18 protein-coding genes are annotated in these 21,750 nt (G+C 70.0%); 6 read left to right on the forward strand and 12 right to left on the reverse strand.

What is annotated here, in order from left to right:
• Positions 1-2: 2 nt before the first annotated feature.
• From AC1VNM_RS16375 to AC1VNM_RS16415, 9 genes are all read right to left on the reverse strand, one after another.
• A complete protein-coding gene (locus tag AC1VNM_RS16375) occupies positions 3-779 on the reverse strand; it encodes an exosortase C-terminal domain/associated protein EpsI (RefSeq protein WP_483107603.1) in 777 nt (258 codons plus the stop codon).
• Complete coding sequence (gene xrtB / locus AC1VNM_RS16380; protein ID WP_431099900.1) at positions 776-1,708, reverse strand: exosortase B; 933 nt, start codon at positions 1,706-1,708, stop codon at positions 776-778. The genes AC1VNM_RS16375 and xrtB overlap by 4 nt, the downstream gene beginning before the upstream one ends.
• 133 nt (positions 1,709-1,841) lie before the next feature.
• Positions 1,842-2,717, reverse strand: a complete 876-nt coding sequence (locus AC1VNM_RS16385; RefSeq protein ID WP_377160883.1) for a polysaccharide biosynthesis tyrosine autokinase — start codon at positions 2,715-2,717, stop codon at positions 1,842-1,844.
• Positions 2,718-2,761: 44 nt separating this feature from the next.
• On the reverse strand, positions 2,762-4,180 hold the full coding sequence (epsF, locus tag AC1VNM_RS16390; protein WP_377160881.1) for a chain length determinant protein EpsF: 1,419 nt from the start codon (positions 4,178-4,180) through the stop codon (positions 2,762-2,764).
• A gap of 43 nt (positions 4,181-4,223) precedes the next feature.
• Positions 4,224-5,120 (reverse strand): polysaccharide export protein EpsE, encoded by an 897-nt coding sequence (gene epsE, locus AC1VNM_RS16395; RefSeq protein WP_377160879.1) that lies wholly within the window; start codon positions 5,118-5,120, stop codon positions 4,224-4,226.
• The gene (locus AC1VNM_RS16400) at positions 5,120-6,136 is read right to left on the reverse strand and encodes an EpsD family peptidyl-prolyl cis-trans isomerase (RefSeq protein ID WP_483107604.1); all 1,017 of its coding nucleotides are present in this window, start codon (positions 6,134-6,136) and stop codon (positions 5,120-5,122) included. The genes epsE and AC1VNM_RS16400 overlap by 1 nt, the downstream gene beginning before the upstream one ends.
• 442 nt (positions 6,137-6,578) lie before the next feature.
• Positions 6,579-8,498, reverse strand: coding sequence for a S8 family peptidase (locus AC1VNM_RS16405; RefSeq protein ID WP_483107605.1), 1,920 nt, complete (start codon positions 8,496-8,498; stop codon positions 6,579-6,581).
• A gap of 11 nt (positions 8,499-8,509) precedes the next feature.
• Entirely contained in the window at positions 8,510-9,211 is a 702-nt protein-coding gene (locus AC1VNM_RS16410) for a DVUA0089 family protein (protein WP_377160863.1), read from the reverse strand.
• A 307-nt stretch (positions 9,212-9,518) separates the two neighbouring features.
• Positions 9,519-10,562, reverse strand: coding sequence for an AraC family transcriptional regulator (locus AC1VNM_RS16415; RefSeq protein ID WP_377160861.1), 1,044 nt, complete (start codon positions 10,560-10,562; stop codon positions 9,519-9,521).
• Between the two features lie 194 nt (positions 10,563-10,756).
• Between AC1VNM_RS16415 and AC1VNM_RS16420 the strand changes: the two genes are divergently transcribed.
• Positions 10,757-11,962 carry an MFS transporter gene (locus AC1VNM_RS16420; protein WP_483107606.1) on the forward strand — a complete coding sequence of 402 codons (1,206 nt, stop codon included), beginning with the start codon at positions 10,757-10,759 and terminating at the stop codon, positions 11,960-11,962.
• Positions 11,963-12,031: 69 nt separating this feature from the next.
• A complete protein-coding gene (locus AC1VNM_RS16425; RefSeq protein ID WP_483107607.1) occupies positions 12,032-13,150 on the forward strand; it encodes an NADP-dependent oxidoreductase in 1,119 nt (372 codons plus the stop codon).
• Between the two features lie 120 nt (positions 13,151-13,270).
• Here the strand turns inward: AC1VNM_RS16425 and AC1VNM_RS16430 are convergent, their stop codons facing one another.
• The 3 genes from AC1VNM_RS16430 to AC1VNM_RS16440 form a co-directional block, all read right to left on the reverse strand.
• Positions 13,271-14,827 (reverse strand): methyl-accepting chemotaxis protein, encoded by a 1,557-nt coding sequence (locus AC1VNM_RS16430; RefSeq protein WP_483107608.1) that lies wholly within the window; start codon positions 14,825-14,827, stop codon positions 13,271-13,273.
• A gap of 297 nt (positions 14,828-15,124) precedes the next feature.
• The gene (locus AC1VNM_RS16435; RefSeq protein WP_483107609.1) at positions 15,125-17,035 is read right to left on the reverse strand and encodes a sensor domain-containing diguanylate cyclase; all 1,911 of its coding nucleotides are present in this window, start codon (positions 17,033-17,035) and stop codon (positions 15,125-15,127) included.
• Between the two features lie 68 nt (positions 17,036-17,103).
• Positions 17,104-17,517 carry a response regulator transcription factor gene (locus AC1VNM_RS16440; protein ID WP_483107610.1) on the reverse strand — a complete coding sequence of 138 codons (414 nt, stop codon included), beginning with the start codon at positions 17,515-17,517 and terminating at the stop codon, positions 17,104-17,106.
• 384 nt (positions 17,518-17,901) lie between these two features.
• Here AC1VNM_RS16440 and AC1VNM_RS16445 point away from each other — a divergent pair, with 384 nt between their 5' ends.
• The 4 genes from AC1VNM_RS16445 to AC1VNM_RS16460 all read left to right on the forward strand — a co-directional run bounded on the left by AC1VNM_RS16445 (position 17,902) and on the right by AC1VNM_RS16460 (position 21,741).
• Entirely contained in the window at positions 17,902-19,986 is a 2,085-nt protein-coding gene (locus tag AC1VNM_RS16445) for a CocE/NonD family hydrolase (RefSeq protein WP_483107611.1), read from the forward strand.
• Positions 19,987-20,199: 213 nt separating this feature from the next.
• On the forward strand, positions 20,200-20,775 hold the full coding sequence (locus tag AC1VNM_RS16450; RefSeq protein ID WP_483107612.1) for a hypothetical protein: 576 nt from the start codon (positions 20,200-20,202) through the stop codon (positions 20,773-20,775).
• A 6-nt stretch (positions 20,776-20,781) separates the two neighbouring features.
• Positions 20,782-21,180, forward strand: coding sequence for a hypothetical protein (locus AC1VNM_RS16455; RefSeq protein WP_431099916.1), 399 nt, complete (start codon positions 20,782-20,784; stop codon positions 21,178-21,180).
• Between the two features lie 78 nt (positions 21,181-21,258).
• Positions 21,259-21,741 carry a hypothetical protein gene (locus AC1VNM_RS16460; protein ID WP_483107613.1) on the forward strand — a complete coding sequence of 161 codons (483 nt, stop codon included), beginning with the start codon at positions 21,259-21,261 and terminating at the stop codon, positions 21,739-21,741.
• Positions 21,742-21,750: the final 9 nt, after the last annotated feature.

Genomic DNA, 21,750 nt, shown 5'->3' on the forward strand with positions numbered 1-21,750 from the left:
CTTCAGCGCACCAGCAGCGGCCGCGTGCCCGGAGGCACCGCGTCCACCAGCTCGCGCAGGAAACCTTCCATCACCACCTGCGACTGCGCGGCGCCTTCGGGCCGGTTCAGCCGCTGCGACGCGCGCACCAGCATCCCGTCGGGGATGCGGCCGCGGAAACCCTCGTTGAGGATGTACCAGCGCGCGGCCAGGCCGTCGCCGCCGTATTGCGTGCCGATGCGGATCCAGTAGCGCACCGCCTCGTAGCCGCCGCCGCCGCGGGCCTCGGTCAGCAGTTGCGTCGTGGGCACCGGCTCGGCGCGACCGGCCGTCGGCACCGCGCGGCCGTCGCCGATCGCGCGCACGAAGTAGCCTTGCGCCGGATAGCAGACCTCGGGCCGGTGGACCTTGACGTCCTGCCGCTGCCGCTCGCCCCAGGCCAGCGCCACCATCACCTGGTCGCCGCGGCTGTTGACGTAGGTGCGCATCACCGTCTGGTCGTAGGGCTGTTCCTGCACCGTCTCCACACCCTGCGAAACGTCGATCTGCGGCGCCGAGTCCACGATCGCCCGCCAGTCGCCGAAGGCCTTGGGCACGGTCGCATCCAGGCTGGGCGCGCCCTGCACCGCCTGCAGACGCGGCGTCGCCAGCCACGCGCCGCCGGCCGCGACGGCCATCAGCGCCACGCCGGCCAGGCAGGTGGCCACGGACAGCTTGGGCAGTCGCAGCATCGCGGGCGGCGTCGACGCCGGCGGGGTGGCGGGCGTTCCCGGGGTTCCCGGATTCATCGACGTGCTCATGCCGCCTCCTTGCCGCGCCAGCGGGCCCAGCGCAGCGAGAACGTGCGCAGCAGGCCGTCCACGACCACGATCAGCATCAGCGCCGTCAGGAACAGCGCCATGCCGGAGAACTCGTGCATGAAGCCCTGCCCCACGTCGTCGCCGAAGTGGTAGGTCAGCAGCGCGAGGATGAGGATGCGGATCACGTTGGAGCAGTACGAGATCGGCACGATCAGGATGGCCAGCGCGATGTTGCGGAACACCGATTCATGGCGCACCACGTTCATGTAGAGCAGGCCCAGCGCCTCGAGCGTGAACAGCGAGTTCAAGCCCGCGCAGGCGTCCGCCACCATCAGCTGGTAGGGCCCGATCTGCAGGATCACGCCGGCGCGGGCCACCGGGTAACCCAGCGCGAACATCATGTGCTCGGCGCCCCAGGACGCGGCCAGCTTCATCGGCTGGGTGATGACGTCGACGATGGACGCCGGCAGCGGCACCGCGAACAGCAGCAGGAAGAACGCGAACCAATAGCGGCGCGCGATCGCGGGGCCGGCCAGGATCAGCGCCAGCCCCAGCAGGACCGGCAGCAGCGAGCCCAGCTCCAGCAGCGCGATCGACTGCGAGCGTCCCAGCACATAGCCGGCCAGGCCCAGCACCAGCACGGACCAGCCGGCCAGCGGCGCGGGCCGCACGTCGAAGGTCTCGCCCTGCGAGGCCAGCCGACGGGTCTGGAAATAGAAGTACCAGGCCGACAGCGCCAGCACGATCGGACCGTGGGAGTTGCGGTCGCCGCGCCACGGGCCGTGGATGAAGTCGATGAAGGTCGGCACGTACAGCAGCGCCAGGCCCACGGCCAGCGCCACCAGCGCCAGCCGGTTGAGCGCCCAGAAGCCGCGCCCCGGCCCGGGGCCCGCGCGGTCACCCGAGCGTAGGAACAGATTGCTAGCCATGACTTTCACTGCGATCCCTGCAAAGACGGTCGGCGACGGGCAGACGGCGACGTCGCGATCCGGCGGGGATCGCGCGCGTCGCGGCGGAGGCCCGGTGCATGCCGGGCCGACGAGGGCTCTTCGCGGCCCTGACTCAATACTCGTTCATGACGGTCCCGACGAGTGTCGTGGACACGCCGTCGAGGCTGTCGGTGAGTTCCTGCAGCGCGGTGACCCGCGACTTGTTCTGTCGCGCCAGCACCAGCGCCGCGCCGCAGCGCGCGGCCACGATCGCCGCGTCGGCGCCGTACTGGCCCGCGGAGGTGTCCACCAGCACGTGGTCGAACTTGCCGGCCAGCTCGCGCATCAGCAGCCCGAAGGCGGGCCGCTCCAGCAGCTCCACCGGGTTGGGCGGCACCGCGCCCACCGGCAGGATGAACAGGCTGTTCATGCCCTCCACCTGCTGGATCACGCGCGGCTCACTGCGGCCCGACAGGATCGAGGACAGACCGGCCTGGTTGTTGACGTCGAAGATCTCGTGCTGGCGCGGGCGGCGCAGGTCCGCGTCCACCAGCAGCGTGCGGCCGCCCAGTTGGGCCAGCGTCACCGCCAGGTTGGCCGTGAAGTAGCTCTTGCCGTCCAGCGAGTCGGGGCTGATCACGGCCAGCGCGCGGCGCGGCTCGTTCTCGCGATACAGCCGCATCGTGATCTGGCTGCGGATGCCGCGGAAGACTTCGGCCTGCGACGAGAACGGCGTGTTCAGCGCCACCAGCTCGGGGCTGCGGACCTTGCGCTCGCTCGGGGCGTAGGGGTAGTGGAACTGCTTGGACAGCGCTTCCAGCACGTCCTCGGCGTTGGCGTAGCCCAGCGCCACGGCAGCCTCGCCGAAGCGGATGCCGCGTTCGCGCTGGTACTGCAGCACGCGCTCGACCTGGTCGGCGCTGAGGTTGCGGGTCTCGGCGATGATCGCGCCGATCGAGCGGTCATGCACGCCCGGGCCGGAAGACTTGCTGTTGGTCGGTGCGTCCACGGATTTCCTCTGGGCCAACGGAATGGGTTCCTTCACATCGGACATCAGGCGGTCCCTCGGCCGGGTCGGGCGGTATGCCCGAGCAGTCGACGTTCCGCCGACGGCAGCGCCGAGGCGCGCCGGCCCGGCGCGGGCAGCACGCCCAGCATCGGCAGCGGCAGCACGGCCATGACATCGTCGGCATCGCGCACCTTGCGGTCGCGCATCTCCAGCAGCAGCGCCAGGCCGACCGCCAGGATCACGCTGGCGACGAAGGCCAGCGCGGTGTTCAGCAGGATCTTCGGCGACGAGGGCTTCAGCGGCGCGACCGCCTCGGTCAGGATGTTGACGTTGCTCTGCGTGGTCTGGCTCTCGAGGCTGGTCTGCGTCAGCCGCGTGGTGATGTTCTCGTAGGCGCGCTGGGCGCTCTCGGCCTCGCGCATCAGACCGCTGGCGTCGTCGCGCGCGGCCTTGAGCTTGGCGACCTTCTCGCGCTGCGCCTCCAGCGAGGCGCGGATCTCCGCCTCGCGCTGCTTGTTGATCGTGTTGGTGACGGTGACGCCGCCGCTGACGCGCCCGATCTCGGTGCGCAGCCTGCCGCGCACGTCGGTCACCGTGGCCTTGGCCTCGATCACCTGCGGGTGGTTGTCGCCGTAGCGGGTGCTCAGTTCCTGCAGCTTGCTCTCGGCGCGGCTCAGGTCGGCCTTGAGCTGCATCACCACCGGGTTGGCCAGCACGTCGGGCAGCTGGTCCGCGCCGCGCGCGGCCTGGCCCTGGCGGCTGCCGGACTCGGCCGACAGCGCCTGCAGCGCCACCAGTTGCGAGGACAGCTCCGAGAGGCGGTTGCTCTCGACGTCCAGGCGTTCGTCGGTGGCGATGATGCCGTGCTCGCGCTCATAGGCGGAGAGCTTGGCGCGCGTGCTCTCGAGCTTCTCCAGCGCGACCTTGGCCTGCTGGTCGAAGTAGCCGGCGTACTGGCGCGCGGGGTCGACGCGCAGGTCCAGCGTCGTCGAGACGTAGGCCTTGACGAAGGCGTTGGCGAGCGCGGCCGCGAACTGCGGGTCCGGCGCGCGGTAGGCCACCGTCAGCACGTTGCTCTCCTTCGAGGGCTTCACGTCCATGTTGGCCTGCAGGAAGGCGATCAGCCACTGCTCGATCGTGCCCTCGCCGCTGGTGGCGGTCTGCCACTGCTCGCGGATCGCGGGGACCTCCGACAGGCGCAGGTCGCGCACGACGCGCAGCGCGACGCGGTCGCTGCTGATCACGTCGACCTGGGTGTTCATGAAGGCCGGCGACGCCAGGCCCGGATAGATCAGCGCCGAGATCGGATCGGGCTTGGCGTCCACCACCACCGAGGCCGTGGCGACGTACTTCTTGGGCAGCACCAGGCTGACGGCGAAGGCGGTCAGCGTGGTCAGCAGCACGACGAGCAGGACCAGGGACCAGCGCGCGCGCAGGATGGAAAACAGTTTGCTTGGCGTCACGGGCACTCCTCAGCCGGACCTCGACGGCCCGGCATCACACAACTCAGAACAGGCTCTCTCGGACGAAGATCACGTCGCCGTCCTTCAGCGCCTCGTCCATGCCGGGCTTGATCTCCTGCACCTTGCCCGACGCGTCCTTGCGGTGCACGCGGATGCCGCGGTCGGTGCCGCGCAGCGTCAGACCGCCGCCGGCCGCCAGGCCCTGCAGCAGCGTCATGCCGCGCTCCAGGCGAATCTGGCCGGGCTTCTGGACCTCGCCGTAGATGTAGACCATCGGGAAGCGGTCGACCCACAGCACGTCGCCGTTGAGCACGACCACATCCTGTTCGCGACCGTTGGCGCCGAACAGCGTGGGCAGGTCCACCTCGAGGCGGAACGGCTTGCCGCCGCGCACGCCGGACAGCACGACCGTGTCGCCGCCGGTGGACGCCACGCCGCGCGCGTTGGCCAGCAGGTCGGTCAGGCGCGTGTCGGCGACCTCGAGCGGATAGCGGCCCGGCTGGTTCACCTGGCCCAGCACGCTGGCCTGGTTGCCGGTGACCTTCAGGACCACGATGGTGACCTGCGGCTGCTTGACGAAGTTGCCCTTCTTCAGGCCGTCGGCGATGCGCTGTTCGGCGTCGCTGATCGACAGGCCGCCGATGCGGATCGATCCCAGCAGCGGGAAGGTGATGGTGCCCGCTTCGGACACGCGGGTCTCGAGCAGCATGTCCGGGTTCTGGAACACGCTGATGCGGATGGCGTCGCCCGATCCCAGGCGGTATTCGGCGGTGGCGCCGGAGGCCAGGCCGGTCGGCGCGGCGGGCACGGTCGACACGGCGGCTGGACGGGCCGGCGCCTGCGCGACGGCGCCGCCGGCGAGGGACAGCGCGAGGACCGCCGTGACGGCCGTGGAGGCCGCCGAAGCGAAGGAGAGGATCGGGAAGCGACGCGTATTCATCATTTGATGCCTAGGCCCTTGGCAAGGTTGTTGTCCACCGGGCCGCTGGCGCCGGTGGGGCTGTCGGAGGCGGCGGGCGTGACGGCCGGCACCGCGGGATCGGGGGTGGGCGCCGGAGTGCCGGTGGGCGCGGAGGCGGCCAGATCGGCGAACTTGCCGACGTATTCGATCTTGGCGTTGTCGCGCATCGCCTTGATGTCCTTGGCGACCAGTTCCGCGCGGCGCTGGTTCAGCAGGAACATCTCGATGGACGGGCGCGCCTGCGCCTCGGTCGCGGGCTGGCGTTGCGAGCCGGCGAGGAACAGCACGGTGAGCCCGTTGGTCTGGCCGTTCATGATGAACTGGCCGTCCTTCAGGCGCGAGATCGCGTCGAGGTTGTTGAGCGGGATCTGCTCGGCCGAGCGCACCATCTGCGAGCCGACGAACTTGAAGTTGTCGGCCTTGAGCGCTTCGAGGAATTCGGGGAGGGTCTTGGCACCCTGCAGCTTGGCGCGGATCGCTTCGAACTGATCCGGCTTCGCCTCGATGTTGATTTCCTGCAAGTTGTAGATGCGACGCTCGGCAAAAAGTGCCGGTTTGTCGTTGTAGTACTGCTTGATTTCCTGGTCCGTCGGCTTGGTGGCCGTCTCGCCGATGCGGTCAGCATAGGCCCTGGCGATGATCTCCCGCTTGGCGGTTTCGATCTGTTGCACCACCCGCGGATCGCGATCGACCTTGAGGTCCTGGGCCTTCTGCACGGCCAGTTCCTGGTCGATGAGGCGCTCGAGGATCTGGCGCGACGCGGCGTCGACCTGCTCGGGCTTCACGTTGGGCTGGCGCTGCAGCACGAAGTTGATCTGGTGGACGGTGATCTCTTCCTTGTTCACCTTGGCCGCGGTCTGCGAGGCCTTGGCACCGCTGCCGCCGCCGCACGCGGCGAGCACGACCGCGGCCAGTACGGCGGCGGAGACGGCTGCAAGGGAGGCGACCGCCGGCGTGGCCCGTCGCGCTTGATTTCCGTGATCCCGATTCCTCATCGCATGCATGGTGTCGACCTTGATGTTGTATCTGTCCGGCGGCCCCTTGAGGGGTGCTCTACGCGTACGCGAGCGGCGAGTGTAGCCCTGCACCATGACTGAACTTACCCGTTCCGGCAGGCTTCAAAGCCCCCATCCCGGGTTCGCAGGGGTCCATAGCAAGAATGGGTCCTGGGTCCGGCCTCCAGGCTGTGGCAGCCCCCGTGAACAAGGGGGATCCACCCTGTAAAGCCGGTGTCTGAAAACCCCTCCGGAACGTCATTGCAACGACGTGAAAAAGCCGTCAGCAGGCGAGCGTGAAACGCCGTCTCGGGCACGCCGGGACACCCCAAAGAAGGGCGCGACAGGAACGCCCCCAAAAGAACAAGGCCGCCGACCTTTCGGACGGCGGCCTCGGAGGCCTTCAGACGCCCCGGTCAGACCGGGACGACGAGACGCGCGCTCAGGGCAGCTTGTTCAACGCATTCACCGCGTCGATCAGGCCGAAGCCGTCGTACAGGCTCCAGCCCTTGACCGCGGCGCCGCCGGAGAACGGGATCACCCGCGCCGCCGGCGTCGTCTGCAGGATGCTCTTGACCTGCTTGGGCGTCAGCGAGCCGGGGCCGCCGGCCTTCTGCAGCATCAGCGCCGCGACTGCCGCCGCGTGCGGCGCGGCCGCGCTGGTGCCGAAGAAGTTGTTGAAGCCGTCGCCTTCGTAATCCGAGCTCGGATAGAAGAAGGTCGTGTTGCCGCCATCCGGCGCGGCAATGTCAGGCTTCTTGCGGGTCTCGGGCACCGCCAGGCGGTTGCCGGCGGCGTCGAACGCGATCGTCACCGGGCCGGGGCTGCTGAAGCTCTCGAACGCGGGGATGAACGGGCTCTGCTGCGTCGCCGGGAAGGTGTAGCGGTAGGCCGCCACGCTGTTGGCGCCGGCCGCCGCGCTGTGGCCGAAGGTCGTCGGGCCGCTGCGCACCTGGAAGGGCGCGCCGCCCCAGCCGTCGAGATTGACCAGGCGCACGCGCGAGGCCAGCTTGGTGCCGGCGCTCGTGCGGCCGACCATGATGCGGTAGGTGCCGCTGGCGCCGCCCGACAGGCCGACGATCTCCTCGCCGAAGTCCGCCGCGATGTTGTTGGTCGCGAAGGTGAAGACGCAGTTGCCCGCGGCGTTGATCAGGTAGAAGTTCAGGTCGGTCGTGACCTTGCCTTGGTAGAACAGGTCGTCCCACTGCAGCAGCAGCGTCGAGCCCGAACCGCTGTAGGTCACCGGCAGCGCGTAGGTGCCGCCGCCGAAGTCCAGGAAGCCGCCGCCCTGGTTGGCCTTGGTGCTGCCGGAGGCCGGCGAGCTGGTGCAGGTGTTCAGCGACGCCAGGTTGACGTTGCCCAGGTTGGACGGCGTGGTCGAGAAGGTCGCGACCGGCACGTCGATCGCGCCGCCGCCGCCGGCCGAGCCCTGGTTGCCCGCCGACGAGAAGTACGAGACCGGACGGCCCGCCAGCGTCGTGCTGTTGACGACGTCGTTGACCGCCTGCGCGACCTGGCCGTCGGAGAAGAAGGGCTCGTCGTAGTAGAAGACGTCGTCGACGATCACGTCGGCGCGGCACGCGGGTTCCGTGCGCAGCCGGCGGATGTTGTCGGCGAAGGCGGCCTCGCCGGCGAAGGCGGTGGCGAAGCACTGGTCCGCGCCCGGGGCCACGTCTTGCACGATCTGCATCATCGCGCGGCCTTCGTCGGTGTTGCTCGGGTCGGCACCGATGTCGAGGACCCACTTCGGCGGACGCAGATCGCCGGAGGCGATGTCGTTGGCGGCACGCACCGTCGTGAAGCTCAGCGGCGATCCGTCATAGGAGTCCGACAGCACGCCCACCGTGATGCCCGCGCCGGTCCAGCCGGCGGCGTTGGCGACGTTGCTGCGCAGCACCGGCGCGCCCTGCGAGGTGGTGAGCCCGACGTTCTTGTGCGGACGGCGCGTCAGCTTGGCCAGGTGCAGGCCGCTGGTGCCGGACAGCGCGGCCAGCGCGGACGTCGGCACGTAGGCCGAGATCGCGCCGTGGTTGAACGCGCGGTTGACGCCGGTCACCTGCGCGCCGGACGCCTCGAGCTGGGCCTTGAAGTCGTCGATCGAGGTGCCGGCCTCGAGGTAGATGTCGACCAGCACGCGGCCTTGCGCGTCGGACATCGACTTGACGTAGGGCTTGATCTCATCGGTCTCGACGGCCAGCGAGCGCAACTGGCGGCGCGACTGCTGGTCGACGATGTCGGACAGCGCGCCGTCGAGCTTGGCGTGCTGCGCATAGGCGCCGCCGCAGGCGGCCAGGGCCAGCAGCGCGCTCAGGACGCGCAGACGGGGGGCAGTGCTGTTCTTGGTGTGGTTCGAAGTCGTCATGGGGCGGCTCCTCAGGCTTGTGCGGTGGTGACGGGCTTGCGGCGGCGGATCAGGCCGGCCACGCCGAGGGCGGCGCCGGCCAGCAGCAGGCTGCCGGGCTCGGGCACGTCGGAGGCGGCGGAGGCGCTCGCGCCGACCAGTTGGATCTCGTATTCGCCGAACTCGCTGGTCAGGCTGCTCCAGCCGGTCAGCGCGCCGGCGCCGGGATTGGCGGCGACGTTGCCGCCCTGGCCCAGCAGCGACGGGAAGATCGCCGAACCGCCGCTCACCGGCGTGTAGCTCGCGCCGGTGATGGCCAGGTAATACAGGCCGCTCACGGTCGGGATGTAGTTGCTCAGCGTCGATTGCGAGCCGCCCACGTTGCCGTCGTCGTCGTTGCCGATCAGGCCCTTGCCGGCGGCATCGAACAGGTACAGCACCGTGTCGAAGAAGTTGTAGTCGATGCCCGACGCGGTGGTCGTGGCGGAGAACGCCGTGCCCGCGGTCAGGTAGATCGCGAACAGGTCCGCGTCGCCGTCGATCGAGCCCTGGATCGCGTCGATCGGGCCGCTGCCCAGGAAGGTCTTGGCCGTGACGATGGTTTCGCCGGCATCGCCGCCGCCTTCGACGAAGACTGCGGCCGCCTGCGCGGACGTCGCCGCGCCGAAGGCCAGGGCTGCGATCGGCAGCCAGGTGTTCTTGAGGCTCTTGAAGCTCTTGATTCGCGTGAACATCGGACGTTCCCCTGAAAAGGTGTGGACACCCCGCGCGGCACAACCACGCTCGGTGCGGTGCTGAACAGAGGGGACGATGCACAAGCTGTGCCAAGTGTCACGAACTTTCGAGGTACCCCGCAGGAAACCCCGATGGCATCGGCACTTGCGGGTGCCGTGCGGCGTACACCCCGATCCACGGGGGATCCCCGCGACGCGGGGGTGTAAAGGCCGTCGACTCCGGGTTAGCCCGCGTCATACGACGACCCGCCCGTCCGGCCTGGGCCCTGCCCAGTCCCAGCTTCGTCCTTGCTCCACCCGTGCGATGTCAGCCGGCAGGCGGCCGCGCGGCGGAGCGCCGCAGCGCGCCGGGCGGCTGGCCCACGATGCGCTTGAACGCGCGGCTGAACGAGGCCTCGGAGTCGTAGCCGAGCCGGTCCGCCGCGACGGCGACCCGCATGCCTTCATGCGCGATCCAGCGGCGGGCCTGGAACATCTTGACCTTGGCGACGTATTTCGCCGGGCTGTCGCCGACGACCTTCGTGAACGCCTCGGCGAAGCGCGAGCGCGAGGCGCCCATCAGGCCGGCCAGCTCGGGCACGCTCCAGTCGCGCTCCGGCTCGGCATGGATCGCGGCGATCACCTTGCCGATGCCGGGGCACTGCACGGCGGCGATCCAGCCGCTGGCATCGTTGCAGGCGCATTCCACCCAGGCCCGGATGATGCTGGCGGCCAGCACGTCGGCCAGCCGCGCGAGGATGCCGCAGGCGCCGATGCGGTCCAGCGCCACCTCGCGCTCCATCGCCTCCAGCAGCGTCGGCACGGTCGGGTCTCGGCGCGCCAGGTCGTTGGCACGCATCGCGTCCGGCATCATCGCCAGCAGCGGATGCAACGGATCCAGGTTGAAGCGCATCGCGCCGCAGAACATGACGTCGGGCGGGTCCTCTCCGGAGGCAGTCTCCGCATCCGTGCCAGCCCCAGCGCCGGCCATGGCCACCGCCTCCGCGCCGACCAGATAGATGTCCTCCGCGACGGCGCGGCGCGCGATCGAGTCGATCTCCACGGCCGGCAGGTCCGGCGCGCTCGCCAGCACATGCGCACTGCCGCGCGGCAGCAGCACGGCATCGCCGGCGTTCAGCTGGACCCAGTCGCTGCCCGGCGTCATCAGCCAGCAGGTGCCGCGCGCGACGAAGTGGAAGCGCGCCTCCTTGCGCGCCGGGAAGGCGACCGCCCACGGCGCGCGCAGCAGGCAGCGACCATACTCGACGCCCTCCAGCCGCAGCCCCAGCAGGATCTGCGTCAGCAGGTCGGCGGGCTTCAAGGGCGTCGGGGGCAGCGGCTCCACGGGAGCTCTGGAGGAATCGTCATGCATTTCGGCTCTTCCGGCATGGAAACGCCAGGATCCTACCCATAAGCTGAAGGCCATACCCACTGTCCCTCTTCTCCGCCGTGTCTTCCACCTGCACCGACTGCCTCGACGCCCCCCACACCCCGGTGGGCTCGCCACCCGGGTCCGCATCCCCTCACCCCTCACGCGGAGAGTCCGTCTCCGCCGCGCTCGCGTCGGTGGCGGCGGCTGCCGCCCCGCCTGCCACTGCCGCTCCCGCTCCCGCTGCCGAGGAGACCGCCCACTGGGCGGCGATCGCCTCGCTGACGATCGGGGTCTTCGGTCTGGTGACGGCGGAGTTCCTGCCCGCGAGCCTGCTCACCGCGATGGCCGCCGACCTGAACATCAGCGCCGGTGCCGCCGGCCAGACCGTCACGGCGACCGCGCTGGTCGGCGCCGTGGCGGCGCCCTCGATCCCGCTGCTGACGCGGCGTTTCGACCGGCGCCTGGTCCTGATCGCGCTGACCCTGCTGCTCGTGCTCTCCAACGTCATGGCCGTCACCGCCTCCAGCCTGGGCGTGCTGCTCGCGGCGCGCGTGATCCTGGGCGTCGCGCTGGGCGGCTTCTGGTCGATGGCGGCGGCGCTGGCGATGCGGCTCGTGCCGATGCACCTGTTCGCGCGCGCCATGTCGGTCATCCTGGCCGGCGTCTCCGTCGCCACCGTGTGCGCGGCGCCGATCGGCGCCTGGATGGGCGAGATGTGGGGCTGGCGCAGTGCCTTCGTCGCGGCGGGCGTGCTCAGCCTGGTGACGCTGGCGGCGCAACTCCTGACCCTGCCCAAGCTGCCGCCCAAGGACAACCCGAACCTGCGCGTCCTCGGCGAACTGCTGACCCGCCCCGGCGTGCGCGTCGCGCTGCTGGCCGTGCTGCTCGTCATCTCCGGTCACTTCGCCGGCTTCACCTACATCCGCCCGCTGATGGAGAACATCACCCACCTGCCGGTGTCGATGATCTCGGCAGTGCTGCTGGGTTACGGCATCGGCGGCTTCTTCGGCAACCTCGTCGGCGGTTTCCTCGCCGAGCGCAGCGAGCGGCGCGCCATCGTTGCCGGCGGCTCGCTGATCGTGGTCCTCGCCGCGGCGCTGCTGATGGCGGGCAGCTCGGTCTGGGTCACCGCGGTCGCGGTCGTGCTGTGGGGCTTCGCCTTCGGCGCCTTCCCGGTCGGCTTCCAGACCTGGATCGTGCGGGCCGCGCCGGACCAGGCCGAAGGCGCGGGCGGCCTGCTCGTCGCCGCCTTCCAGATCGCCATCGCCAGCGGCGCCATCGGCGGCGGGATGCTGGTGGACCACATCGGCGCGCTCGGCGGGCCGACCTTCGCGGCCGCGGCGATCACGCTGGGCACGCTGCTGACACTGCGCCACGGACCGCGCGCCGCGAAGGCCTGAGGCGCACGTCCTTCGAGCCCCCGGGGCCCTGGCGCCCTGGCGACCTTCGATCACTGGAAAGGCTTGCGCATGACCGCCGCTTCGATCCCGACCACGACGACGACCTCGGCTTCACCCTCCGTGTCCGCTTCGGCGCCGTCCCTCAACCGGCGCATCGTCCTCGCCGCCCGCCCCGCCGGCAGGCCAGCGCCGGAGGACTTCCGCCTCGAATCGGTGGCCGTCCCCTCGCCCGCCCAGGGTCAGGTCTTGCTCCGCACGCTCTACCTCTCGCTCGACCCGTACATGCGCAACCTGATGGAGGAAGTCGGTCCGGGCTACGCGCCGCCGATCGCGATCGGCGACGTCATCGTCGGCGGCACGGTGAGCCGCGTCGTCGAGTCACGCCACCCGGACTTCCGTGCCGGCGAGCTCGTGTTGTCGAACGCCGGCTGGCAGGACTACGCGCTGAGCGACGGCGCCGATCTCGTGCCGCTGGGCGACATGACGCGCCCGTCGCTGGCGCTGGGCGCGGCGGGCATGCCGGGCTTCACCGCCCATATCGGTCTCGAAGAGATCGGCCGCCCGCGCGCGGGCGAGACGGTGGTGGTCGGCGCCGCGACGGGTGCGGTCGGCGCGATGGTGGGGCAGCTCGCGAAGCGGGCCGGCGCACGGGTCGTGGGCATTGCGGGCGGTCCGGACAAGACCCGGCACCTGATCGACACCTTCGGCTTCGATGCGGCGGTCGACCGGCGCGACCCGCGGTTCGCCGAGCGCCTGCGCGCCGCGGCGCCGGACGGCATCGACGTCTACTTCGAGAGCGTTGGCGGCGAGGTCCTGGACACGGTGCTGCCGTTGCTGAACATCGGCGCACGCGTGCCGGTGTGCGGCTTCATCGCGCATTACAACGAGGTCGGCGCTTCACCGCGCGGAAACGGCGGCGACATGGCGCCGGATCGGCTGGCGCGATTGCTGGCAACGGTGTTGCAGAAGCGCGTCCGCATGGAGGGCTTCATCGTGTTGGACCATTACGGCGAGGGCATGGCGCGCTTCAAGGCGTTCCAGCGCGAGATGAACGCGGCGATCGCCGCGGGCGAGATCAAGGCGCTGGAGCATGTCGTCGACGGACTCGAGCTCGCGCCGAGGGGCTTGATCGACCTGCTTGAGGGACGCAATCTGGGAAAGGCGGTCGTCGCAGTCGCCGCGCCGTGACAGAAGCGTCAGGCCCGCACGCATCGATCTCACTGGGCCGGAATGAGGCTGGGGGTTCGCGGACGCGATGCCCCCTGCCTCGTGGCGTGCCCGCGCTTGGCGAAGCGCGGTCAGGCGGTCTCACCCAAGCCGGAACTTCGCCACCGACGCGACCAGCGCCTGCGCCTGCTGGCGCAGGCTTTCCGCGGCGGCGGCGGACTCCTCGACCAGCGCGGCGTTCTGCTGCGTGACCTGGTCCATCTGGTTCACCGCCTCGCCGACCTGGTTCACGCCCTGCGACTGCTCGCGCGTCGCGCTGCTGATCTCGCCGACCACGTCCGTCACGCGGCCGATCGCCGCGACGATCTCCGCCATCGTCGCGCCGGCCTGCTCGACCAGTCCCGTGCCCTGGTCGACGCGTTCGACGCTGGCCGCGATCAGGGACTTGATCTCCTTGGCCGCCTCGGCGCTGCGCCCCGCCAGCGAGCGGACCTCGGAGGCCACCACCGCGAAGCCCTTGCCGTGTTCGCCGGCCCGTGCGGCCTCGACGGCGGCGTTCAGCGCCAGGATGTTGGTCTGGAAGGCGATGCCGTCGATGGTGCCGATGATGTCGGCGATGCGCCGGCTGCTCTCGTCGATGCCGCGCATCGTCTCGACGAACTGGGTCACCACCGCGCCGCCGCGCTGCGCCACCTCGCTGGCGGAACGCGCCAGGCGGTCGGCCTGCTGCGCGTTCTCGGAGGTCTGGAGCACCGTCTCGCCGAGCTCGGTCATCGTCGCCGCGGTTTCCTCCAGCGCGCTGGCCTGCTCCTCGGTGCGCTGGCTCAGGTCGTGGTTGCCCATCGCGATCTGGCCGCTGGCGCTGGCCACCGACTCGCTGCCCTCGCGCACATCGCCGACCACCTGCCGCAGGCCGGTCTGCATCGCCTTGAGCGCCGCGATCAGGCTGCGGTCGTCGCCGGGCCGCACGCGGATCTCGCCGCTGAGGTCGCCCTCCGCGACCTGCCGCACCAGGCGGGCCGCCTCGGCCGGATCACCGCCGAGCTGGCGCCGCACATGCCCCAGCAACAGCACCGCCAGCCCGATGGCCACGACCACCGACACCAGCGTCAGCGACAGGCTCCAGCCGTGCCCGGCGGCATAGCTCTTCGCCGCATCCTGGCGCGACTGATCGCTGCCGGCGGCGTTGTAGTCGGCGCTCCGTTCGATCGCCTTCACCCAGTTGTTGAAGCTGTTGCGCGAGTCGGCGCGGAAGAAGGCGCGCGCCTCGGAGTCCGTGCCGTCGCTGCGCGACAGGTGCAGCAGCTTCTCCTGCGCCGCGAAGTAGGCGTCGCGCGCGGCGGCGACCTCGGCGTAGAGCCGGCGCTCCTCGTCGTTGGTGATGAAGGGCAGGTAGGCCTTCTCCGCGTCGGCCAGTTCCTTGCGGGCCTGCACGATGTTGCGCTCAATCTGCGCCCGCTCCTGCGGGTCCTCGGACAGCAGATGGTCCGGCTCCATGCGCCGGATCTGGTTCGCCTTCACGCGGATCGCCGCCATGTTCTGGATGCTGGGCAACCAGTCCTCGGCGATCTCGGTCGTGCTCTCATGCACGCGGTTCAACTGCAGCAGGCCCATGCCGCCGACCAGCGCGCATAGCGCCACCAGCATCACGAAGGACACGGTCAACTGCGTGGACAGACGCCAGGTGCCGATGTTCATTGATCTCTCCTCCCACTGGACAGACTTGAATGACATCCCCGGCGTGCGGGCGGATCTAGCCGACGTCCCGCCGGGGCGCTTCCCCATACATCGGCGCATCGTGCACCGAAGTTGAACGGAGCGATACGGCAGTCGCCCGCACCGTCCCCGCTGTCACCCGTTGCGGGGACCGCCCTCCGGTCCTGCGCATCAGGCGCAGCAGGCCCGACGGCGCCGCGCCCGCGGCCCCCGCGTGACAGGGTCGCAGCGGCGCCGAGTTGGCACGCGCAGAGTGGCCAGCGCAGGCGACCCGGCGGTTCATGCCGCCACCGCCCATTCGGAATGCACCTGCCCGGCGATCCGGATCTGGCCCTTGCCGCTGCGCTTGACCGCGTACATCGCTTCGTCGGCCGCGTGCAGCAGCTCGCGGCACGCGTCGCCGCCGCCGCCGATCACCGCGCCGATGCTGGCCGCGACCGAGACCTTGTCGCCGCTGTCCAGCGTGATGCGGCGCTGGATCGAGAACAGGCAACGCTGCAGCGTCTGCTCGACGTCCTCCGGCCGGTTGAGGCCCGAGAGCAGGATCGCGAACTCGTCGCCGCCCAGGCGCGCGACGACGTCGTCGCCGCGCACCAGGCCCTGCAGGCGTTGCGCGACCTCGGTGAGGACCTCGTCGCCGGCCTCGTGCCCGTGCTGGTCGTTGATGGGCTTGAAGCCGTCCAGGTCCAGGTAGCAGACCGCGAAGCCGCGTCCGGTGCGACGCGCGCCGTTGATCGCGTCGCCGACCTTCTCCTCGAACAGGCGGCGGTTGGGCAGTCCGGTCAGCACGTCGCGCAGCGCCAGGTGCTGCGCCTGCTCCTCGCTGCGCTTGAGGCCGTCGATGTCGACCAGCATCCACATCGATTCGTTCTCCGACAGCACCGTGCCGTGCAGGTCGACCCAGAACTCCGCGCCGTCCAACCGGCGCATGCGCAGCTGCGTGTGGAAGCGGCCGCCCGAGCGCATCGTCGCCAGGCTGGCGTCGCGGACGCGCGCGTGTTCCTGCGGGCTGAGGAAGAGCGTCTGCGCCGCGTGGCCGACCATGCCGCCGGGCAGGCAGCCGAACATGCGCTCCATCGCCGGGTTGCCCCACAGGGCGTGGCCGTCGCGGATGCGGACCATGCCGATCAGGTCGTTCTGCAGCATCGCGTCCTGTTCACGCGCCAGATGCTGCAGCGCGTCCTTGGCGCGGCGTTCGCGGCGATGGATGCGGTGGATCAGCGCCGACGCGGCGGCCACGGCCAGCGCGACCAGCGCCGCCAGCAGCGACTGCTGCACGACCTGCCCGCGCCAGCCGGCCAGGAAGTAGTTGCTGCTCATGCCGGTGAACAGCGTCATCGAATACCCGGGGACCTTGCGGTAGGCGGTGATGCGCTCCACGCGGTCGAGCGCCGTGGGGGTGACGTAGACGCCGCGCTCGCGGTTGTGCGCCAGCGAGCGCAGCGCCTCTTCGGACAGCAGCTTCGCGCCGAATCCCTTGGTCGAGCTGGGCTCACCGGCCGAGTAGCGCGCCACGAGGTTCAAGCCGTCGGAGCGCAGCGACACCGCGCCCGAGGGACCGAGCGCGACACCGCTGAAGCGGTCGACGAAGTGCTGGGCCGTGACCACGGCGTAGACGATGCCGGCGAATTGGCCGTCGTGGTCGATCAGCCGGCGGGCCAGGATGACGCACCAGTGGTTCTGCGCGCGGCTGTTCAGCGGCTCGGAGACGACCATCGCGTCGGTCAGCCGCGCCTGGGAGAAGTAGGTCCGGTCACCGACGTTGAAGGGACGCTCGCCGGGCATCAGGCCGGTGGTGACGGTGCCGTGGATGTCGGCCACGCGCAGCGCGACGACCTGCGGCAGCAGGCCGCGCTGTTCGTCGATCAGCCGGGCCACCATCGCCGTCTGGTCCGGCGACTGGCGCGTGCTGCGGTAACGCAGCGCGATGGTGGCCAGCGCGTTGTCGGTGTTGCGCAGTTCGGCGCCGACTTCGACGGCGAGGTTCTGCGCGAGGTTCTCGACCACGTCGCGGGCGCGGTCGGTTTCGGTCTCGCGGTGGTTCCAGAGGCTGAGCGCGGTCATCGCGGCCAGCGCCACGATCAGCAGCAGGTTGCCGACCAGCAGCCAGGAGGCCATGGGACCGCGCGGCGCCCAGGACAGCGTCGGCAGCGGGAACGGCAGCCGGGGCAGTGTCATCGTGAGCTTCATGGCGGGTCCTCCCAGGGCGCTGGATGCGGATGGTCCGGGCTGTTCGTGCCGGTTCGTGGATCGGGAACTCAACCGTTGGCGGCGGCACGCGGGCCCGCGCTCAGCGGAACAGTGGCGGCGCCGCGCCGGCACAGGTCGTTCAGGTCGGCGAGCAGCTTCTCGAAATCGAAGGCCTTGTCATAGAAGGCATCGGCGCCGCCGCGGCGGCACGGTGCGGCGTGGGTGCGGGCGTCCTCGGCGGTGAGCACGAAGACGCGGCCCGCGTAGTCGCGGTCGCGCAGGCGGGACAGCACCGACAGGCCGCTGCCCTGCGACAGGTTCAGGTCCAGCAGCACGACGTCGGGCGTGGTGGCCATGACGGCAGCCACGGCCTCGTCCTCGCCGGAGGCCTGCGCGACGACGGTGATGCCGCCGAGCTTCTGGGCGCGACGGACCAGGAGTTGGCGGACGGGGACGTTGTCTTCGATGACGGCGATGTTCATGGGTCTCATCGTCGTCGCCGGACGGCGTCGCCGCCAGCGAGCGGCTGCCACTCGCGATGAGCGCCGCCTCCCGCAGCTGCTGTAGGGACTTGACCTACAGCGCCGCCGGGACGGCGGAACCCGCCATCGCCGGACGGTCCGGGCGTGACATCCTGCGCGCTCCCGGGCGTCATGTCCGCATGGTGCGGCGCCTCCCCATGATCTGGAATCGGACGGCGGCCGCGCCGGTCCGGCGCCGGCGACGGCAAGCCGCATACCCATCGGCCTCCTGATTTCCCCCGTGCCGCGCGCGCCGCGGCCCGGCATAGTCGCCGGGGCATTGCGACAACAGCCCCACAGAGTCGCCGCAGCGACCACCCGACCCTCGGGACCTGGAGACAAGACATGACCCTGGCTTTTCCGACGCAGCGCGGCACGGTCCGCCCCTGGCGCGCGCGCCGCGCCCGCTGCCGCGCATGGATCGTGGCGCTGGCCGCCGGCACGGCGCTCGGCGCCCTGGCGCAGACGACCACGCTGGGCACGCGCGGCACGCTCGCCGCGCCGAATCCCGCCGTGACTGCCAACGCGGGCGCGGCCTGGCCCTCCGCGGCTTACACGCGCGGTCCCGACCATCCCCGCGCGGTGACGCTGCCGCTGCAATTCATCCGGCTCTCGTCGGGCAAGCAGTTGGCGGTGCTGGTCTCGATGCCGGCGGACTTCCTCGGCTTCCCCAAGTCCGGGCGCTATCCCGTGGTGCTGACGCAGACGGCCTATCGGATCGACGTCGGCCAGTTCCTCGGCGTGTTCACGCCGGCCGGCGGCAACACGCTGCTGATCGGCGGTCTGGACCAGTTCATGGTGCGCCGCGGCTACGTCACGGTCGCGATCGACGCCCACGGCACCGGCATGAGCGGCGGCGTCACGCAACTGATCGGTCCCGACGAGCAGCAGGCCTACCGCGAGGCGGTCGAGTGGGTGACGCGTCAGCCGTTCTTCAACGGCAGCATCGGCGTGGCGGGAACGTCCTACCTCGGCATCAGCTCGTTGCTGACCGCCGGGCAGCAGCATCCGGCGATCAAGGCCGCGTTCGCGACGGTGCCGATGGGCGACGCGTACCGCGGCGTCGCAGCGACGGGCGGGCTGTTCAACGCGCAGTTCCTGAGCACCTGGCTGCCGCTGACGCAGTCGCTGAGCGTGGCCAACGCGCCGGAGCTGCTGCTCAATCCCTGGTACGCGAGCCAGATCAACGCCGCGACCGGCGATCACGTCGCGGCCATCGACACCTGGTATGCGCCGACCTTCGACGGCTTCGTCGGCAACGCGAGCGGCATCGCGACCGACGACGGGTCGTTCTGGGCGGGCCGCTCGCCGGTGGAGAGCGCCGGACGGATCCGCGTGCCGACCTTCATCGTCGGCGCGTCGCTGGACATCTTCCAGCGCGACCAGCCGCTGCTGTACGAGCAGCTCAAGCGCAACGTGACGGCCAAGCTCGCGATCCTGCCGGGATCGCACCTGCAGTCGGTGCAGGGAGGGATCAGCGGCTTCGGCGGCGCGCCGTCATACGGACCGCCGAGCACGACCTCGCTGCTGCTGCAGTGGTTCGACCAGTACCTGAAGGGACGCGCGGCCGGGGCCGACACGCTGCCGACGGTGACGCAGTTCGTCGATGGATACGGCAGCGGCGGCACGCCGCGGTTCGCGACGGCGAGCGACTGGCCACATCCGAAGATGGCGCCTCAGCGCTGGTACCTGCAGCCGGACGGCAGCCTGGCCGCGCGCATCCCGGCGGGCGCGGCCGGGTGGACGGTCTCGGAGCCGCCGGCGCCGACGGCCACGCGCGGGACGGTGCTGGGCACGATCTTCACCGCGAGCGTGCAGATCCGCGATCACAGCGACTGCTCGGCGAGCCAGGTGCAATGGACGTTGGGGCTGGCGGGGCTGCTGCCCAAGCCCTGCTACTCGGACAGCGCGCGTGTCGAGTCCCTGCAAGGCGCGGCCATCTACGAGACCGCGCCGCTGGCGCAGGACCTCTACCTGAACGGACCGATCCAGGCGGACCTGTGGATCTCGGCGTCGCGGCCGCAGGCGGCGCTGTCGGTGCGCATCGACGATGTCGATCCGGCGACCGGCGCGGTCAAGCCGCTGACGCACGGGTTGATGTCCGCGGCGCACCGCGCGGTGGACACCAGCCGCTCGCGCTTCGTCAACGGCACGATGATCCAGCCGTGGCATCCGTTCACGGCGGGCGCGGCGCTGCCGGTGGTGGCCAACGAGCCGATGCTGGTGCCGGTGGAGGTCTTCCCGGTCGCGGCATTGGTCCGCGCGGGGCACCGGCTGCGCATCGCGGTCAGCGCGAGCAACCAGGCGCAGGGCATCTGGCCGACGCCGCTGCAGCAGCAGGCCAACGGCAACGTGACGACGATCCATGCCGGACCGCTGCGGCCGTCGAGCCTCGTGCTGCCGGTGGTGCCGGCGGGGGAACTGAACTGAACCCGTCCCTCTACGAGTTGTCGTGAGACAAGCGGGGCAGGCAACGCCTGACCCCGCGAACGCCAATCCCCACTATCTGTAAGCGTCGGGGGAACGACCTACTCACAGGTGTATCCCCCGCCGAAGCGCTCTTCCGAGGGAGTGATTTCATCGCGCCGCCTGCCGAAACTGCTGGTCATTCGCGATGCTTCGCAGATCGAAAGGATGAGCGAGATGAGTGCAGTGTTGAAGGAATTGGAAACGCCAGAACAGGCTCCGATCGAAGTACCGATGGCGTTGCAGAAGGAAATATCGGCGCCCGCTTGGACTGAAGGTGTGGATGCGCTGCTCCACCTGCTGCGGTATCCGGAGAAGACCAATCCCTATGTGATTGGCCAGATCCCCGCCCCGGTTTTCAGGCACATCGACTGGGAGGAGGTCCGGGAGGTGCTCTGCCGGCTGTTCGAGGAGAACAGGGAAACATGCGTCGATGCCTACCTCGAGGTCAGGCTGGCCCTCGGCGTGCTGGCGAACAACTCGGTGCGCTTGTGCCGGGGGCCTGTGGACATCAGCCATTGCCTGGCGGAGGACGGTTTCCAATTTGCGCGCGTGACACTGAGCGTCGACACGGACGACGATCGCACCTACGAACTCGAGGACGAACTACGGATGAACCTCGTGCATTGTCACCGTCGCAGCGGCGGATTCCTGGTGGGCTTCAGGTCCATCCATCCTTGTCAACCCAAGGACTGGAGCGCTTGTCCTCATCCAGATCTCGACGGGGACAACGACGATGGAGACGAGGAGTAACTCACCATGAAGTCCATCGCTGCCAAAGAACTCCTCAAGGACGCAGAGGCGCTTGCCAACGGATTCACGTCGGAGGCTCGGCGCCGATCCGCAGTGTCCCGCGCGTACTACGCTGCATACCACCGGTGCCTGGCATGGGTCAGTCTTCTTCCGAACCGTCCAGAACCGCCGAAATCCGGGAGCGTTCATGTGTGGTTGATCAACTGTCTCAGGGATCCTGACCCCCTGTGCGATGCAAGGATCGCCAAACGCTCTCGGGCGCTCGCCCTTCTGATGAGGGCGCAACGCGACCGGCGAGTTCACGCCGATTACGAGTTGCAGAAGCCGGTCGATCAAAAAGTGATGAACGAACAGATCAAGGGCGTTCGCGAGACCTTCGCGACCTGCGCACACACCGACACCTGAACGTGTCATTGCATCCCCTATGCTTGCGCCGTCCGGCCGCCGTTCCGCGGCCGGACTGACCTGCACATGGACGGTTTTATGCGCCACAGTTCTTCCCCCTTCTCCTTCGTTTCCGCTGTCGCTGCGGCCATTGCCGCGCTTGCGGGCCTTGCGGCCCTGCCGGCCCACGCCGACAGCATCGTCACCTCCGCCTCGAGCGCGGGCTCGGTGTCCTCGCGCCAGCTGTCCGACTCGATCGGCCAGTCCAGCGACAGCTCCAGCAAGGACCGCAAGGTCGCGGAGGGTGAGTACAAGGTCCTCGCCATCGAGGACGCCGCCGGCCGCGCCGACACGCAGCGCCTGCGCCTGCAGCCGGTCCGCGCCGAGGGCGGCACCGAGTTCTTCCTCTACGTCCCCAAGCAGGCGATCGCCGGCCAGCCGCTGCGCGTCGGCGACCACGTGCTGGCGCACAAGCGCGACTACGGCTACGAGTTCGCCCGCGCCGAAAACAAGCAGGCCTTCCTGCTCGCGCTGCACGACGACTGGCACCGCGAGCTCGAATCGCATCCGGTGACGCTGTGATTCCCGCCG

The sequence above is a fragment of the Mitsuaria sp. MSU3D genome, assembly GCF_056867975.1.

Bases quoted from the DNA above. Each gene is read 5' to 3' on its own strand.
- AC1VNM_RS16400 (WP_483107604.1), bottom strand. From the start codon at position 6,136: ATGAGGAATCGGGATCACGGAAATCAAGCGCGACGGGCCACGCCGGCG.
- AC1VNM_RS16410 (WP_377160863.1), bottom strand. From the start codon at position 9,211: ATGTTCACGCGAATCAAGAGCTTCAAGAGCCTCAAGAACACCTGGCTG.
- AC1VNM_RS16445 (WP_483107611.1), top strand. From the start codon at position 17,902: ATGACCCTGGCTTTTCCGACGCAGCGCGGCACGGTCCGCCCCTGGCGC.
- AC1VNM_RS16435 (WP_483107609.1), bottom strand. From the start codon at position 17,035: ATGAAGCTCACGATGACACTGCCCCGGCTGCCGTTCCCGCTGCCGACG.
- AC1VNM_RS16450 (WP_483107612.1), top strand. From the start codon at position 20,200: ATGAGTGCAGTGTTGAAGGAATTGGAAACGCCAGAACAGGCTCCGATC.
- AC1VNM_RS16460 (WP_483107613.1), top strand. From the start codon at position 21,259: ATGCGCCACAGTTCTTCCCCCTTCTCCTTCGTTTCCGCTGTCGCTGCG.
- AC1VNM_RS16455 (WP_431099916.1), top strand. From the start codon at position 20,782: ATGAAGTCCATCGCTGCCAAAGAACTCCTCAAGGACGCAGAGGCGCTT.
- xrtB (WP_431099900.1), bottom strand. From the start codon at position 1,708: ATGGCTAGCAATCTGTTCCTACGCTCGGGTGACCGCGCGGGCCCCGGG.
- AC1VNM_RS16415 (WP_377160861.1), bottom strand. From the start codon at position 10,562: ATGCATGACGATTCCTCCAGAGCTCCCGTGGAGCCGCTGCCCCCGACG.
- AC1VNM_RS16375 (WP_483107603.1), bottom strand. From the start codon at position 779: ATGAGCACGTCGATGAATCCGGGAACCCCGGGAACGCCCGCCACCCCG.
- AC1VNM_RS16405 (WP_483107605.1), bottom strand. From the start codon at position 8,498: ATGACGACTTCGAACCACACCAAGAACAGCACTGCCCCCCGTCTGCGC.
- epsE (WP_377160879.1), bottom strand. From the start codon at position 5,120: ATGAATACGCGTCGCTTCCCGATCCTCTCCTTCGCTTCGGCGGCCTCC.
- AC1VNM_RS16425 (WP_483107607.1), top strand. From the start codon at position 12,032: ATGACCGCCGCTTCGATCCCGACCACGACGACGACCTCGGCTTCACCC.
- AC1VNM_RS16430 (WP_483107608.1), bottom strand. From the start codon at position 14,827: ATGAACATCGGCACCTGGCGTCTGTCCACGCAGTTGACCGTGTCCTTC.
- AC1VNM_RS16440 (WP_483107610.1), bottom strand. From the start codon at position 17,517: ATGAACATCGCCGTCATCGAAGACAACGTCCCCGTCCGCCAACTCCTG.